Annotated in this window: 15 protein-coding genes; 6 read left to right on the forward strand and 9 right to left on the reverse strand. The window is 64.2% G+C overall.

Features of this window, described 5'->3' with window-relative positions; all coding sequences use genetic code 11:
• Nucleotides 1-1214: 1214 nt before the first annotated feature.
• The 6 genes from MKL01_RS11360 (at nt 1215) to MKL01_RS11385 (ending at nt 5228) form a co-directional block, all read left to right on the forward strand.
• Nucleotides 1215-1952, forward strand: a complete 738-nt coding sequence (locus MKL01_RS11360; protein ID WP_243905316.1) for a LuxR family transcriptional regulator — start codon at nt 1215-1217, stop codon at nt 1950-1952.
• A 90-nt stretch (nt 1953-2042) separates the two neighbouring features.
• Nucleotides 2043-2702, forward strand: a complete 660-nt coding sequence (locus MKL01_RS11365; protein WP_243905317.1) for an acyl-homoserine-lactone synthase — start codon at nt 2043-2045, stop codon at nt 2700-2702.
• A gap of 25 nt (nt 2703-2727) precedes the next feature.
• On the forward strand, nt 2728-3129 hold the full coding sequence (locus tag MKL01_RS11370; protein ID WP_243905318.1) for a hypothetical protein: 402 nt from the start codon (nt 2728-2730) through the stop codon (nt 3127-3129).
• 585 nt (nt 3130-3714) lie between these two features.
• The gene (locus MKL01_RS11375; protein ID WP_243905319.1) at nt 3715-3915 is read left to right on the forward strand and encodes a hypothetical protein; all 201 of its coding nucleotides are present in this window, start codon (nt 3715-3717) and stop codon (nt 3913-3915) included.
• Between the two features lie 33 nt (nt 3916-3948).
• A complete protein-coding gene (locus MKL01_RS11380; RefSeq protein ID WP_243905320.1) occupies nt 3949-4548 on the forward strand; it encodes a GIY-YIG nuclease family protein in 600 nt (199 codons plus the stop codon).
• The gene (locus MKL01_RS11385) at nt 4545-5228 is read left to right on the forward strand and encodes a hypothetical protein (RefSeq protein ID WP_243905321.1); all 684 of its coding nucleotides are present in this window, start codon (nt 4545-4547) and stop codon (nt 5226-5228) included. The genes MKL01_RS11380 and MKL01_RS11385 overlap by 4 nt, the downstream gene beginning before the upstream one ends.
• Here MKL01_RS11385 and MKL01_RS11390 read toward each other — a convergent pair.
• The 9 genes from MKL01_RS11390 to MKL01_RS11430 all read right to left on the reverse strand — a co-directional run bounded on the left by MKL01_RS11390 (nt 5203) and on the right by MKL01_RS11430 (nt 15165).
• On the reverse strand, nt 5203-5643 hold the full coding sequence (locus tag MKL01_RS11390) for a very short patch repair endonuclease (protein WP_243905322.1): 441 nt from the start codon (nt 5641-5643) through the stop codon (nt 5203-5205). The genes MKL01_RS11385 and MKL01_RS11390 overlap by 26 nt on opposite strands.
• Nucleotides 5644-6390 (reverse strand): hypothetical protein, encoded by a 747-nt coding sequence (locus tag MKL01_RS11395; RefSeq protein WP_243905323.1) that lies wholly within the window; start codon nt 6388-6390, stop codon nt 5644-5646.
• A 104-nt stretch (nt 6391-6494) separates the two neighbouring features.
• Nucleotides 6495-6824 carry an FmdB family zinc ribbon protein gene (locus tag MKL01_RS11400; RefSeq protein WP_279604544.1) on the reverse strand — a complete coding sequence of 110 codons (330 nt, stop codon included), beginning with the start codon at nt 6822-6824 and terminating at the stop codon, nt 6495-6497.
• Nucleotides 6825-6892: 68 nt separating this feature from the next.
• Nucleotides 6893-8047, reverse strand: a complete 1155-nt coding sequence (locus MKL01_RS11405; RefSeq protein ID WP_243905324.1) for a glutathione-independent formaldehyde dehydrogenase — start codon at nt 8045-8047, stop codon at nt 6893-6895.
• Between the two features lie 163 nt (nt 8048-8210).
• Nucleotides 8211-9380, reverse strand: a complete 1170-nt coding sequence (locus tag MKL01_RS11410) for a zinc-dependent alcohol dehydrogenase (protein WP_243905325.1) — start codon at nt 9378-9380, stop codon at nt 8211-8213.
• An 11-nt stretch (nt 9381-9391) separates the two neighbouring features.
• On the reverse strand, nt 9392-9988 hold the full coding sequence (locus MKL01_RS11415) for an SRPBCC family protein (RefSeq protein WP_243905326.1): 597 nt from the start codon (nt 9986-9988) through the stop codon (nt 9392-9394).
• Nucleotides 9989-10802: 814 nt separating this feature from the next.
• On the reverse strand, nt 10803-12500 hold the full coding sequence (locus MKL01_RS11420) for a sensor histidine kinase (protein ID WP_243905327.1): 1698 nt from the start codon (nt 12498-12500) through the stop codon (nt 10803-10805).
• A gap of 330 nt (nt 12501-12830) precedes the next feature.
• A complete protein-coding gene (locus tag MKL01_RS11425) occupies nt 12831-14234 on the reverse strand; it encodes an adenylate/guanylate cyclase domain-containing protein (protein ID WP_243905328.1) in 1404 nt (467 codons plus the stop codon).
• A gap of 244 nt (nt 14235-14478) precedes the next feature.
• Nucleotides 14479-15165 carry an antibiotic biosynthesis monooxygenase family protein gene (locus MKL01_RS11430; RefSeq protein WP_243905329.1) on the reverse strand — a complete coding sequence of 229 codons (687 nt, stop codon included), beginning with the start codon at nt 15163-15165 and terminating at the stop codon, nt 14479-14481.
• Nucleotides 15166-15224 lie beyond the last annotated feature (59 nt).

Here is a 15224-nt window from a genome sequence, read left to right on the forward strand (position 1 = left end):
TCTGAGGATGCCACCTCTTCCGTCTAAGCGTCACGGTATCAATGGGCGCAGAGTTCAATGCTCGGGTGAGATTGCGCCTACCCTGCAATGGGCGGTGCCAGTTCGCCCAACCTTGTCCGAACTCATCCCGCCATTCCCCCGAGTGGGGGGCTTATTACACTGCCGTTCAGCGGTGGGGAACCGAGCGCGTTGGCTAAGAAGCCGCGACGCGAAGATTGAGGCCGGCATCTTCCTCGCCGCGCTGAGCCCAGGCTGGTGTTTTCGCACCTACTGCAGCACTTGATACCCTACCGCCCCGGCATCTCTCTGCGTGGCCCTGAGCAACGCGGGATCGCTATCGCAGGAGTCGTATGAAGTAACTTTGGGCGCCAAGCGGGGATAGCAGGTAGGCCACCGAGTGAGTCCGGTGAGGCCTCCGACGCCTGCGCTTGCGCCGAGCCCTCAGCGCTTTGGCGCCGCCTTCGCGACCGTCCCCAGACCGATGTCCGGAAGAGCCTCGGGACCCTTGCCCGCAAGCATCCGATAGGCCATTGTGGTGGTACACACGATTTCAGGCCCGGTGGTCTAAGTCATTGCCTTAAAACGTCTTTCTGGAAGGATCGGGGGAATCCCCCCCTCTCCGCCAATTACCGTTGATTTTTAAGCGTTTTTCGCAAAATTCGGCCTGCTGCCCCACCATTGACCCCACCAGCAAGCTTGGCTCGCACACGCAGTTTGCGCACCGCAGGGACCTGCGGCAGCTCCGATACCACGGACCAGCGGTCGATATAGAGAGTCGGCATTTCGACCAGTCGGCCCAAGCCTCAGCGGCACGCCAGATCTGAAGGCGTGGCCTAGCTGCCGAGGTTTGGCGTCGTTTCGGTCAAGCTTTCAACCATCGCAATGGCCCGCATACGGCTGTCTCGGCAGGGCAGGGCGGCAAGCGCCGTCGGAAGGCGCTTCAATGGAGGAGATCGATGGTCCCAGCCTCTCCTCGCTTGCTCCTCAAGGTCCGCAGGCTCCTGTGAGGCAATGTAATCACTTACGTGCAAGCCCAGATCAGCCGAAATCTTTGTCAAAAACTGGAGAGTTGCTAGATCGTCCGGCGTTATTTTATTTGCCATTGATCCCTCTTTTGCCGGATAATCTTGAATAAAACTCAAAGCAATAAACGTTGTGTTGACGAATTATCTCTACCATTCTTTGCTACGAAACCTAGTTTAATTGCATGCCCGATGTCTGACATACGTCAAACCGCCTTCGAAATCGTCGATAGACTTCGATCCGCATCATCGATTTTAAACGTGTACTTCGAATTGGACGCAAGCAAGAATTATTTTGGATATGATGCGTTCCTGATCACGGGTTTGCCGAATTCACATCAGCAAAACCTCAGCGATTGCAAGATCATGTCGGGGTGGCCGGCCGAATGGGAGCGTCGCTATCAGGCCCGAAAATTCATCCACATCGATCCGGTCATCAACCAAATCCGACGCACGACCGATCCCTTTTTTTGGCAACAGGCGCTCGATGAAACCGGTACCGCGGCGGGCCAGGTCGTCTTCGAGGAAGCCCGAGCCTTCGGACTCAACGCCGGCCTCTGCATTCCCTTCCACCAGCTCGATGGGACGGAGGCGGGCGTCAGCTTTGGTGGGGAGCGATTCGGCCCCTCGCGCGATGAGAGTGCCGCGCTGCATCTCGTGGCCCTTTACGCCATGTCCGCCGCCAAGGCACTCGGCCGGAAGCAGCGGGATCGCGGCGAAAAGCCCAAACACAGAATTCCGCTCAGTCCTCGTGAAATCGAGTGCCTGAAATGGACGGCCGGCGGGAAGACGGCATGGGAAATATCCGTGATCCTTTCCCTGTCTTCCCGAACGGTCGAGAAATATCTCCATAGCGCTACGCAAAAGCTTGGTGCTGGAAATCGCACCCAATGCGTCGCGGAAGCGCTCCGGCGTGGCATCATACGGTAAGAATCAACATCGATCGATACCGCAGTTTTACGACTGACTGCGCCGGCAAAAACCTGGGAATGTTTAATCGTTCCCAGTGAGGCGCAAGCGATGTTCACACTAGTGACCGGAAACATCGAGAATTACGATAATATTCTTGCCGAAAGAATATACCGCTTTCGGCACGAATTCTTCGTCGAGCATCTCGGATGGGAGGCGTGTCGGAAGCCCGACGGCCGCGAGCGCGACCAATTCGACGGTCCAGCCTGCGTCCATGTCGTCGGCCAGGAGGGGGCAGAGATCGTATCCTACGGGCGCCTGCTGCCGACGACCCGGCCACACCTGCTGACCGACGTCTACCCGGAGATCCTCCGCGGCGCAGAGGCTCCCACAGGCCCCGCGATCTACGAATGGACACGTCACGGCGTCGCGCCGCGGATGCGGGAGGCGAAGGGGGCCGGTGTTTTTGCGCGCGCGGCTTTCGGCGTCGTTGCCTGTGCGGCCGAGGTCTTGAACCTGCAGGGCCTGCTCGTCGAGACCCACCCCGTCATCGTCGACCGCTTGATGGACATGGGGTGGGACATCGAGCCGTTGGCTCTGCCGAGTGACTACGAGGGCGCCCTGCTCCTCCCGATCTTCGCACGACTGACCTCCCGGACCATCGCCACCGGGCAGGCGGCCTTGGAGGCCATCGGGGGGGCGCGGCTTCACGTGCGGGAAGATGTCCGCCTGGGATCTCCGTCCGCACGGACGATGAGCGCAATCCATTAGTCAGTTCACAGAAGGGGTTGTTCCGATGAGCGTTTCTTCCGCCCCTACCGTCCTGTTCTTCCGCGTCTACCGAGAGATCTCACTGCCGCTCTACACCGCACTCGTGGAACAGCTGTGCCACTCGGCCGATCTTCCGTTTCAGCTGGCGACGGTGCTGGAGGACATCGGCCAGGGCTTCATTCGGCTCGGCGAGACGGTCAACGCGGCGCTCGCACGCCGCGGCCTGCTCGACCGCGAGGTCGACGCTGATCTCACGGTAGAGGCGCGGATCGAAGCCGTGATGGCTGACGGCACGCTGAGCGAGTTGATCAAGCGGCTCACTGCCGACGGTCACCGAGACTCGATGCTGACGGAAGAGAGCATCCGGCAGGCGTTTGGCGTCGGCTTCGTTCTGACGCACGACCTGCCGCTCGCTGGGAGGCTGTAGGCCTGCCGCAGTCCGTTCAGTGGTGGATGGGCCTGGTCCTGATCGAAGCGCCGCGATAGCCCGGGTCCATGCTGAAGATGCCCTCGCCGAGTGTTGCAAAGCCGCGTCGGGACATCCGCCCGCGCGTCCTCGCAGCTTTGACGCCCGAACCGGCCTCCGCAAGCGAACTCGCCGCGCGCGCTGGCCTGCCAGGTCGCGAGCGGACCTTGCATGCGACAAGTGCGCTCCTGCGGCAGGAGGCGGATGCACTCGCAGCAAGAACTGGGACGGAACCAGCGCCGCGTTGGCAGTTGGCAGCAGTCGGCCGAGCCGCATCACGATCTGACGGCGATCATGGAGCCTGAGTCGGTGCCGCGGACATTCCGCTTCCGATCCAGCCCGATCGTATAAACTGCTAATAGGGCGGCTAGAAAGCGGACGTAGGCGCGGGTTCGCTTCGACGACGAAAATGACCCATGGCGCGCATTCGAGAAGTCTGCTTCCGTGCGTCTTCGTCACGAGAAATTCATTCGCGAGCGGCCGCTATCAGCCAATTACTAGGACCTTTCGTCGCTTTGGAGGCTGGAACCTCTATCGGAGATCGATGTGACGAGCTTCAATATCGGTGGCCGCTATACCCGCGATCAAGTTCGCGCAGAGCTCGGGCTGCCGCCGATGACTGGCGGGGATTGGGCGACAGGGTATGCGCGGTATCGAAGCGAGATCTTCGTCTTCTGCAACATCGGCATCGCCGGTCGCACCGGCCACGACTATCCCAACCGGTGGGTTGACGACGCCCTCGACTGATTCGGAAGGATTGGATCAACGCCGAATCAACCAATGATCAAGGCGATGATAATGGGCACGGTCACGACCCATGTGTTCTGGCGCGGCCGCGACCGAGCGGCGTTCACCTACGCGGGAGTTGGCGTCGTCGATGGCCTGTGGGGCGAGAAGCCAGTCGAGGTGCTCTGGCGGTTCAAAGCGCCCGGTGCGCAGTCTGATCCGACTGCGTCCACCTTGCCGATATCAGCGGTAGCGGAGCCTGCTTCTCTGGCGTTCCGACATGGGCCAGCCCCGAGCGTTGGGTTCAAGCAATTCCTGGCCGAGGATGGGGAATGCTGGCTCTATCTAATGGCGCTGGGTGGAGCTGTCGATGCCCTCTTCCCTCACCTTACCCCGCGGGCAACCGGACGCACGATCGTGAAAATCGGCATTTCGGGCAATCCACCGCGCCGCGAGCGGGAGCTGAATGTGGGCTTTCCCATAGGTGCGGACGCACGGTGGTTGATCCGAGAAACGCGGAAGTTCGACACATCACGGGCTGCGTATGAGGCCGAGGGCATCCTGCTTCAACGCTTGGCCGATGACGGCCGCTGGCTGAATGGAGAATTCGCCGTTGTGCGAGACCAGGAACTCGCCGGGTTGCTCGGGCCATGACGGAGACGGTGGGGACCGAGTTGGCAGACGCCGCGATGATCGCGTCCATTCAAGCCAAGCTGGACCGCCTCACGGAAGCGGTCAATGCCGGTCTGAACCGTACGCGCTGCTTGCGGCGGTGGAGCGAATTTATCCGCGAGCGCGATGGACACCGGTGCGTCGATTGCCATTCGACCCGGCGCTTGGCGGCACACCATGTCTTCCGCAAGGTGCTGCTGCCGGAAGCCGAGTACCAGACAGGTAACGGCATCACGCTCTGTCGGGAGTGTCACCGGGAGGTACATGTCGGCTTTAACGGCCGGCCGGACCTATCCAAACCCCTGGATGCACAAGGTGGAGAGAAGCTTCCGCTTATCGAGCGCCTCTATTGCATCCTGGATCAGGACGCCGTCGAACGCGGGCTGCTGCTACCCGGGTTCTACGAGCTCGACGAGCAGGTCTTGGCCAAATTCAAGCTTTTCCAGGGATTTGCCCACGATACTCCATTTCCTGGTCCGCCGGTGCGCCAGGCCTATCTGATATGGGCGCAGGCCAACCTCGCGGTACGCCGGGCGCTCGCCGAGGCGAACGGCTTTCCGATGACCGACCAGCCGATCCTGCCCGGTGAGGCCTACGTCGTTTGGGGCAGCGAGACCGGGCAGCCGTCGGCCGGCATCATCCGTAATCCACGCTGGTACTGAGCGGCGGCAGCCCGCGCGTCGAGGCGAGTAGCCGTTGGGCGACGGAAGCCTGATCCTTCAGCTCGCACTCCCACACCGTCATGACCTGCCAGCCTAGGCCTTCAAGCGCAGCCGCGGCCTGTTGGTCACGTTCGACGTTTCGCACGAGCTTCGCTTCCCAGAAATCCTGCCGCGTCTTTGGCGTCGTCGCACGCTTGCATCCAGAATGGCGGTGCCAGAAACAACCGTGGACGAACACAGCAAGCCGGTATCGGGGAAACACAAGGTCGGGTGTCCCGGGAAGATCGCGCCGATTCACCCGGAAGCGCAGGCCCTGCGCGTGAGCCAGCTTCCGTACAGCAAGCTCAGGGGACGTATCCCTATTGCGGACCCGCGCCATGAGGGCGCTGCGGTCCTCCGGGCTCCAACGGTCCATCTACTTCGCCGGCATGTCCAAAAAGTCCAACCCAATGCGCGACAGGTGCTGCCCCGCCAGTTGCAGGACGCGTGTCGCGTTCAGGCCGCGCAGCTGGTCGACGATAAGGAACATATCAGACTTCAGTGCCCGGTTTGGCGGCTCACCGTCAGGGACCATGCGTGAAGCCGTGAAAACTGTGTTTGCGCCTTCCGTCCGCACACGCCCCTCGTTTTCCGCAAACAAGATCTCGTACGGCGGTTGGCCATTATCCCCGACGATCCGAAGGGTCTTCTTCCCGGTAGGCGTCTCCAAGAACACGAACTTGCCCTGCGACGCACTGCTCAGAGCTGCTTCCACGTTATCGTGGTTCTGAAGTTCGATCACTACGACCGCAGTCATTGGGTGGAGCGCGTGGGACCAGATTTGCTGCTCACTTGGCTTGCGGGCCACGAGATCGCAGGCGGGCGAGGCCACGACCCACAACTTGGTCCCGTCCATCGTGCTGAAGATTGTGCCCGTGGTGATGTGGGCGCGCCGGAACCGCTCCGTGGACAGGAAGCTGTTAAGCCGGAACATGACGTTCGGCTTCGTGACGTTCCGCTCGGGTCGCGCCAATTGCTGGGCGCCGGTGAAGAGGGTCTGGGTCCCACGCGCAGGCCAACCTGCGTCTGGCCAACCGAGCTGGGTGATTTCTTCGGCGAGCGCCGAGCTCGCCAGGGTCAGGAGTTCGGGGTCGGCCGAAAGCTTGCGACGGATCCCGTCCACGATCGTTCGAGGATGAGGACTTTTCGTTCCAGCCCCGGCGTTGGCCGCCCCCCAAAGCGAAGGCGACGACCAACGTTAGGACTTCCCCGGCGGAATTGGACGGCTCACCGCCCGCTCCGGGGCAGCGGGCCGCTCGACGAGAAAACACGGCCGGTCGAAGACAGTGCGCTTGGGATCGGCGACCGGCGCATGCAACAGCCGCAGCCGGCGGGATGGGCCGCCTTCGCGAGGCCTCGGCCATTCGCATCCCGCTCGTGCGAGGCGAGGACGCTACGCCGGGTCGGGTCCATTCCGGCGATAGCGGGGGCGCTGAGGAATGTCCGCGACGCACCGCTGCCGCATTCCGGGCAAGCGCATGGGTCCCGGAATTGCACCATCGGCCTCATCGCCGTGAACGGCCCGCACGCGGCGCATTCGTAGTCGTAGATCGGCATGACATCCTCGATGCGCGAGGGCGGTGAAGAGACGGCCGAGCGAACGGCCGCCCGCCTGGATCGATCAGTCACGCGGCGGGCTTGAGGATCACCTTGGTCCAGCCCTCGTCGCGCGCGTCGAAGTGCTGGTAGGCCTTCGGCGCCTCTCCCAGCGGAAGCTCGTGCGAGACGATGAAGGACGGCTTCGCGCGGCCGGTCGAGATGAGGTCGCGCAGTTGCCGGTTATAGGCTTTCACGTTGCACTGGCCGACGCCGATCGTCTGACCCTTGAACCAGAAGAGGCCGTGGTCGAACACGATCTCGCCCTGCTTGTACAGCGGGTCCTGCGGGGCCGGATCCTGGGGCGTGAAGACGCCGACCACGCCGATGCCGCCGGTGAATTTCACCGACTTGACCAAGTCGTTCATGGTCATGTTGGGATGCTCGTGACCTTGCGGATCATGCGCCTGATAGCCGACGCACTCGCAGCCACGGTCGGCCCCGACGCCCTTCGTCTCTGCGAGCACTTGGTCCACCGGGGAGCCCTTCGAGTCGTCGATGGGCAGGGCGCCGATCGAACCCGCGAGGCGCAGGCGGTCGGGATGGCGGTCGACGACCATCACCACGCTGGCACCCTTGATCATCGCCGAGAGGGCCGCCATCAGGCCCACCGGGCCGGCCCCGTAGATGACGATCGACTCGCCGGGACGCAGGCCCGCGAGCTCGGTGGCGTGCCAGCCGGTCGGGAAGATGTCGGCCAGCATCACGTAGTCGTTCTGCCGCTCCTCCGCATCCGGCGGCAGCGTCAGGCAATTGTAGTCCCCGTAAGGAACGCGCAGCAGGTCGGCCTGGCCGCCCCGGTACGGCCCCATATCGGCGAAGCCATACGCGGCGCCGGCCATGTTCGGCATGACGCTGCGATCGGCCGTGGTCAGGCAGAACGCGCTCAAGCCGCGCTCGCAGTTCTTGCAGAAGCCGCAGCCGATGTTGAACGGGATGGCGACCCAGTCCCCGACCTTCACCCGATCGACGGCTTTGCCGACTTCGGCCACCTGACCGAGGTTCTCGTGCCCGAACACGCCCCCGCGCGGGAAGTCGGTCCGGCCCTCGTACATGTGCAGGTCGGAGCCGCAGATGTTGGTGCTGGTGATCCGCACCAGCACGTCGGTCGGCCGCTCGATCCGCGCGTCGGGCACGTCCTTCACGGCGACATCGCGTGGGCCATTGTAGACGACTGCTCTCATAACACCCTCCTCGGGTTGATTACCTGAACCGTTTTTCTACCGGCGCTGCGGGCAGCCGAACGGGACTCGCGCTACCTCTGTTTCACGGTCTTGGTGGACGCGGCGGCTGCGACGTTGGTCACGGTCACCTCATTGGTACTGGCAGGCTTGCGACGAGCGGCTTCTACGGCGCGAACACCGCGCGCACGCAGCCGTCCGTCTTGTGCTTGAACATGTCGTAGCCACGCGGTCCGTCCTCGAGCGAGAAGCGATGGGTGGCGAGGTAGGCCGTGTTAAGCTCGCCCTTCGCGGCATGCGCGAGCAGCCGGTCCATGTAGGCCTGCCCGTGCTGTTGGGCGGTGCGCACCGTCATGCCCTTGTTCATGATGACGCCCATCGGGAACTTGTCGATCATCCCGTAGACGCCGATCACCGACAGCGTGCCACCCTTGCGACAGGCCATGGCGGCCTCGCGCAACGCCTGGCCGCGGTCCGTCTCCAGGCGCAGCGCCTGCTTCACGCGGTCATAGGCGTATTGGGGTCCGGTGCCGTGCGCCTCCATCCCGACGGCGTCGATGCAGGCATCGGGCCCGCGCCCGCCGGTCATCTCCTTCAAGGCTTCCAAGACGCTGTGCACCTGCGTGTAGTCGATCGTTTCGGAGCCGGCGTGCTCGCGTGCTATCTTGAGCCGCTCGGGGAAGCGGTCGATCGCGATGACCCGCTCGGCGCCCATCAGCCGCGCACTCTGCTGCGCCATCAGGCCCACGCCGCCGCAGCCCCAAACCGCGACCGTGTCGCCCGGCCGGATGCCGCAGAAATCGGCGCCCATGTAGCCCGTCGGTGCGGCATCAGAGAGAAACAAAGCCGTCTCGTCCGCGACGCCTTCGGGCACCTTGAAGCAATCCACGTCGGCATGCGGCACGCGGATGTACTCGGCGTGGGATCCCGCATACCCCCCAAAGGCGTGTGTGTACCCGTAGATGCCGGCGGTCGGGTATCCCAGCAGCGGTTCCTGCAGTTCCGGCTTAGGGTGCGTGCAGTCGCAGAGCGAAAAGAGCTGCTCCTGACAGTACCAGCATTCACCGCAGGCGATGAATGAGGGGACGACGACCCGGTCGCCTTTCTTCACCCGCTTCACCTCTGGCCCGACCTCGACGATCTCGCCCATGAACTCGTGGCCAATGACGTCGCCGGCCTTCATGGTCGGGATGTAGCCGTCGATGAAGTGCAGGTCCGAGCCGCAGGTGGTCGATAACTTCACCTTCAAGATGGCGTCGCGTGGGTTGACGATTTCGGGGTCCTTGACGGTTCCGACCCGCAGGTCGTTGACGCCGTTCCAGTAGAGAGCGCGCAAGATCAAACTCCTCAGCGGGGGTCGCGCCGGGCCGCCGGCTGACGGTCGGTAGTGGGGATCTCGCCTGTCAGAACGAGGCTCTTGAAGTAGTGTAGCGCTTTCGATGCGAGTTCCTTCGGCCCGACGCCGTCGAAGAAGCGGGCGGCCACGTCGCCGATCATGCCCCCGGGCGGATCGAATCGGACGCGCAACGTGGCGACCGTGCCGCGAGCGCCCGGCGCCGCGCGGAAGCGGACCTCGCTTTCAGTCACAAGGGCGCCGCTGCCGTTCGAGCTTGCGCGGATCAGCTCGCCAGGCCGTTCGTCGGTGATCTGCATGGCCCAGGCATGGCTTTGGCCTAGCGGCCCGTCGGTGCGCCACTCACTCCGTCCGTCTCCGGTCGCGCGAATATCGGCCAAGAACGCCAGGATACGCGGGATGGTCGCCGGATCGAGCCAAGCGCGGTAGAGTTCGTCAGCTGGGCGCTCGATGGGGATGGAATATTCGACCTCGGGCTCCGCGCTCCAGCCGTTTGTAGCTTCGGAGTCGCGCGTGCCCCCCCGACCCGGCTGAGCGAGCTGCTGGGCGCCGAGGACGGCAAGAGCAGCGACTCCTGCTGCGCCGGCCAACGCCCATCCGACTCCGCCAAAACCGGGCCCAGCGTACTCACGCGAGCCAGCCGAAGCGCGATATCACTCCATTTGGTCGCGCGTTCTGCCATTGGCAGTTTGATTGGCCATGGGTCACCCCCTTGGTCAGGTTGTTGCGACGCGCAGGCTCGCGTGATGGTCAGGCGGCGTGTTGGGATGCGGAGCGATCAGCTCTGAACAGCCCGCCCCTTTCTCGATTGGGGAATGTCGGCTTGGGCGCTGTTGTTCGATTGGGGGAGTTCCTAAGGATGTTCCCGGTGTTTGCGCGCGCCGGCAAGCTTCGGTGCAGCGCCGACGTCATCCGCTCGATCTCTCACGCTTCGCGGGGCGATCAGGCAGGCACGTCAACCTGACGACCTCAATCCGGCGGTAGCCATCTCCATACGCTCGGACAGCGTCTTGGCACCGACCCGAAGCGCCAAACCGGCCCGGCTCGATTTGAGTATGCTCCGCCAGCACTGGCTGCTCACCGAGCTGCCGATCTGGTCCGACCGTTCAAACTGACCGCTGTGGGATTGCCCCGGTTTGGTGGACACCGAGAACGCTTTCGCGTGAAGTGTTTGATGCGGTATATAGAACTTCCCGAAAACAACCTCGGTAGTGCCGGAAGAGACATCCAGACCGCGCCAGGATCGTCCTCCACGGGAGCTGCATGTGTGCCGCGTAGAGGTTTGTTCTACAATTTTGGGGCGCTTCCGTTTGCACACAGCCTGCACCCCGAGCGGCCACGGGGTGTAGTCGCTACCGCTTGCGGATGCCTCCGACGACAAGACGCACCGGGCGCCCTGATGCGTTACGCCACGTTCTGCCGAGGCTGGGCGCGCGGAAGCGGCAAGGCCAACCTGCAGACGAGACCCGAAGGTTGGAAGTCGAGCTCCGCCGAACCGTCGAGTTCGCGCATGATGGCACCCGTGATCAGGCGCGTTCCAAATCCGCGGCGGGTCGGCGGCGTCACCGGTGGGCCGCCGCTCTCGCGCCACAGGATCTCGACGCGGGCTGCGCCCTCACCGGGAAGGATCCTCCATTTCACAGCGATCCGCCCGGTAGGACCTGACAGTGCCCCGTACTTGGCGGCGTTCGTCGTCAACTCATGGATGGCCATGCCTATCGCGAGCACACAGCGCGGAGGCAGGTTGAGAGGTGGCCCCGCGATGTCGAAATGGTCGACGCTGTTGCGATAGGGCCCCAGCTCATTCTCGGCGACCTCCGATAGCGACGCGCCGGTCCACTCGTCGCGCGTGAGCAGGTCGTGGGTCTTCGACAGCGCCAAGATACGGGCCTCAAGCTGCGCCGCCTGTTCCTCGCCCCCACGCGACTGACGCGCGAGGGATTGGACCGTGGCCAGCGTGTTCTTCACGCGATGATTGAGTTCGTGAAGCAGGGTCGTCTGCTGTGCTCGAAGTGCGTGGCTACAGGCGATCTCGTTGCGCAGGTTGCTCTCATGTCGCCCCAGCGACGCGGCCATTTCGTCGAAAGCTGTGCCGAGGCGGCCAAACTCGGTATTGCCCGATACTCCGGTGCGCGCGGTCAGGTCGCCCCTGCGCCACGCGGTTGCAGCGCGGACGAGACGCTCGACCGGCTGCCGGATGAAGTAGCGGCCGGCCAGAAAGGCTCCGATCACGGCGAGGAGGAGGCTAGCCGCGATGAGTTCGAGGCCGCGGCGCATGGCCGTGTCGACGTCCGCGAACGCCAGTTCGCGATCGATGCCGACGGTGACGGTCAGGCTCTTGAGGGCCCCCGTCGGCGTCCGGATGCCGAGGATGCGCTGTCTGCCGTCGAGGGCTGCCGACTCGCGCACGTCGTTCGTCAGAGGGGCATCCCGCAGCGCCGCGAGGCGTTCGGGCGGCAACTTGCGACCGACCCAGGCAGATGCGTCGGGCACGCGCACGAGAACCACCCCGTCGCGGTCCGAAACGGTGAGCGTCGCACTCTGCGGAAGGCCCCCGTCAACGAAGCGTTGCGCGAGCCAGTCGAGGTCGATGCTGGCCAGGACGATGCCCGAGGGCCGGCCATCGTCGTCACGCAGCGCCGTCGCAAACTGTATGGTCGGCCGCCGCGTCAGCATTCCAAGAACGAAGTCGCCGACCGCGAAGCCGCCAGTGCGCATCGCTTCCTGAAAATAGCCGCGCTTGGCGAGGGAATAGGCGCCGGGCGCCGATCCGAGCGTGTTGCACACGACCTGACCGTCGGCCCGCGCCACTGCGAGCGCGAACGCGCCGGGCAGCTTGTCGGAGACGGAATGCAGGTAGGCCGTGCAGCCCTTCGCGTCCTGCCTCTGAATGGACGGATCCTCGGCCAGGATGGCGAGCATCTGGCGCATGCCCTCGCCGAACTGCCCGAGATCGGCGGCGATGGCTTGGCTCTGCTGAAGGGCCGTGGTGCGCACGGCTGCGGCCCGTGCACCGTGAAGTTCGTAGAGGTTGTAGGTTTGCAGGGCGATGGCAGGGGCCAGCGCCAGCGCAATCAGCGCGGAGATACGTGCGGTTAGCACGGCGGGTTGACCCGGCAACGAGCGGCGTAGGTTCGGCCTTGGGTTGGGATTTGCGCGCGCATGGAAGTCGCTCCACAATCCAGCGTTGAGGGAGCGACAGCAATGGTTAACAAAGCGTTTACGCCGTCATACGCGGCAGCGTCGTTCGCAAACGCCCGACCGGCTCGCCCGCGTGGTAGGGGCAAAGCGTCCTGCCGCCAAAATCGAATGTAGAAGACTGATTGTGAAAGGTTGCAGCCTACGGTGACCTTTCCGAGCGAAGGGCCACCCGGGGATATCTACAGCCGCTTTTTTGGTAGGGCCTACCGTACGGCCAATGCAGCGGCAGGGTCAGGCGATCTCGTAGACCGTGACGCCTTCGCCGACGCCGCGCAGGCTGCGCCGCTCGGAATGAACCCGCCGCGTCGACAGCAGTCTGGCTGAACCGGCGTGACGCACGACCGGCTCGGTGGCAAACACCGCGTCGGATCCGGCCAATTCCTGCACCCGCGCGGCGATGTTGACCGACTGCCCGAAGTAGTCCTGCCGATCATTGGAGTTGACCGCGAGGCATGGTCCCTCATGGATACCGATCTTGAGGATCAGCTCGTCCGTGCCACGCTCTGCATTGAATCGGTCCATTGCCTCGCGCATGGCGAGAGCGGCGGCGAGCGCGCGGTCCGGCGTAGGGAAAGTCGCCATCACCGCATCGCCGATCGTCTTGACCACCGCGCCGGATCTGACAGCGACGATCTCATTGAGGATGCGGAAATGTGCCCGCACCAAGTCGTAGGCCACGAGGTCGCCGACCCGCTCGTAGAGGGCAGTGGATCCCTTGAGGTCGGTGAACAGGAAGGTGAGGTTCGTCACCTTCAGGCGCTGGTCGATCTCCAAGGTGTCGGTGCGGTAGAGGTCCCGGAACGTCTGGATGCTCAGGAGGCGCTTGGCGCTGAGGAACGGCCGCCGCCCGCCGATCAGCGCCTGGAGTGCCTCACCGGCCGAGAACACACCGGGCAAAACGCGCGCGGCCGTACGGTTATCCAGCGTCAGTCGCACCGGGCCGGGCCGAAGCACGCTGCCCGTTGCGCAGCCGCGCCGGTCGCTGAAGACCAAGGTCAGCTCCTGGCGCTCATCCGTGGGCTCGCCGTCGAGCCCGATGGTGTGCGTGGCGTGTGTCACCGGATCAAGCACGATCGCCGGCTCCGACAGCCGTAAGGCTAGGATGATGCGCTCGCCTGCCCCCAACTCCGCCGATTCGATGAGGGCGCGGCCGGCGAGACCAGCGAAGGCTGCAGCGTCGGGGAAGTCGACGGCCGAGCCGAAGAACACCTGCCGGTGGTAGTCCCAGAAAGCCAGCCCGTCGGGATCGTGGACGGAGACGCGGCGTACCCGTGGACTGACACGGAAGCTCACCTCGACGGTATCGTCCAGCGTCGGCTCGGCGTCGAGCGCGCAGAACGCGCAGTGGTAGGCATCCTGCCGCACTTCCTTCAGTGTGGCGTTGGCGTCGAGGATGCCGCCGCAGCTCGGGCAGACCACGTTCCAGATCATCTCGAACAGGCCGAGGCGCGCGGCATGCAAAAGTGCGCCGATCACCGCTTCCTCGGGCAGCCCACGCTCGGCGGCGAAGGCGAGCGCGTTGACGGCGGCGAGTTCCGCGTCGCTCCCGGTCCGGATCAGCTGCGCGACTGCGGCGGCCGCCGCCGGCTCGGCCGAGCGGGAGAGGCCATCGATGAGTGCATCCTGGTCCTGCATAGTCGAAGCCTAGGACAGATCGCGGACCTGCGCATCCGAATGGATGGGCAAGAGAGGTCCCACCGGCTCAGGCGCCGGCCGGTAGGACAGGTGTAATCGTTCCTTCCGGCATCGTAGACGAAGTCCTAGTCCGTTGGGAGGCCGCGCCTCGCGTCGCCTGGTGCGCGACGATCATGCGTGTCTCCTTGAGCCCGTGATGCATCGCGCCGGAACGGCGTTCGGGTCGAATTGGCGAAACCGGTCGTCAGGCGTGGATCGTCACGGCGCCCTTGGCGTCTGGGTAGAACTGTGGCGCCTCCCGCCGGTCGAACATGCCGTAGTCGCGCACCACGCGGACACGCCGCAGCCGACCTCCCTCGGGCAGCGACGCTTTCACCTCAAACGCCTCCGCGGCCTCTCGGTCGCGCCAGGTGAGCAACAGGATGACATCGCCGGGCGTGAGGACAGCGTCGAAAGCATCCCATGCGACCAGACCCGAGACTCCATCTTCGTAGCCGAGCCATTTGGCGACTTGGTCCGGGCCCGCCCGCCTCACCCAGTCCGGGGGACGCTGGCCGTCGATCAAGGTTACGGTCGTGCCCGCGCCGACTTCGGTCTCGTCCAGGCGCTGCTCCGTCAGTACCTGGCCTTCGGGAGGGTGAGTGTCCTGTGTGATCTGCCCGACCCGCAGGTGATAGTCGCGCAGGATTTCGGAGCGGCCCTTCTCCTGCGTCTCGTGGTGCCGCACCTTCGTCCGCCAGCGCACAACAGCTTTCTCATCGCGCCAGCCCGAGAGGGACAGGATCCACCCCTCGCGGGTCAGACTTTGATAGCGGACGTTGTCGACGAAGCCATCGATGCGCTCCAGTTCGGGCCTGAGCATCTTGGCGTGGCCAAGGTAGTGGTCCCACTGCTCGGCCTGCGGATGGACCTCGAAGATCACTGAGAACATACGAGCCTCCCTCGCTATCGATGTGTCCAGCGCCCCCTGTGCAGAGCGTTTCGAGCGCT

The sequence above is a fragment of the Methylobacterium sp. J-070 genome (assembly GCF_022829385.1).
Taxonomy (GTDB): domain Bacteria; phylum Pseudomonadota; class Alphaproteobacteria; order Rhizobiales; family Beijerinckiaceae; genus Methylobacterium.

Coding starts and splice junctions, on each gene's coding strand:
- MKL01_RS11400 (WP_279604544.1), bottom strand. CDS start 6,824: ATGCCGATCTACGACTACGAATGCGCCGCGTGCGGGCCGTTCACGGCG.
- MKL01_RS11385 (WP_243905321.1), top strand. CDS start 4,545: ATGACGGAGACGGTGGGGACCGAGTTGGCAGACGCCGCGATGATCGCG.
- MKL01_RS11390 (WP_243905322.1), bottom strand. CDS start 5,643: ATGGACCGTTGGAGCCCGGAGGACCGCAGCGCCCTCATGGCGCGGGTC.
- MKL01_RS11365 (WP_243905317.1), top strand. CDS start 2,043: ATGTTCACACTAGTGACCGGAAACATCGAGAATTACGATAATATTCTT.
- MKL01_RS11405 (WP_243905324.1), bottom strand. CDS start 8,047: ATGAGAGCAGTCGTCTACAATGGCCCACGCGATGTCGCCGTGAAGGAC.
- MKL01_RS11425 (WP_243905328.1), bottom strand. CDS start 14,234: ATGCAGGACCAGGATGCACTCATCGATGGCCTCTCCCGCTCGGCCGAG.
- MKL01_RS11380 (WP_243905320.1), top strand. CDS start 3,949: ATGATCAAGGCGATGATAATGGGCACGGTCACGACCCATGTGTTCTGG.
- MKL01_RS11360 (WP_243905316.1), top strand. CDS start 1,215: ATGTCTGACATACGTCAAACCGCCTTCGAAATCGTCGATAGACTTCGA.
- MKL01_RS11370 (WP_243905318.1), top strand. CDS start 2,728: ATGAGCGTTTCTTCCGCCCCTACCGTCCTGTTCTTCCGCGTCTACCGA.
- MKL01_RS11430 (WP_243905329.1), bottom strand. CDS start 15,165: ATGTTCTCAGTGATCTTCGAGGTCCATCCGCAGGCCGAGCAGTGGGAC.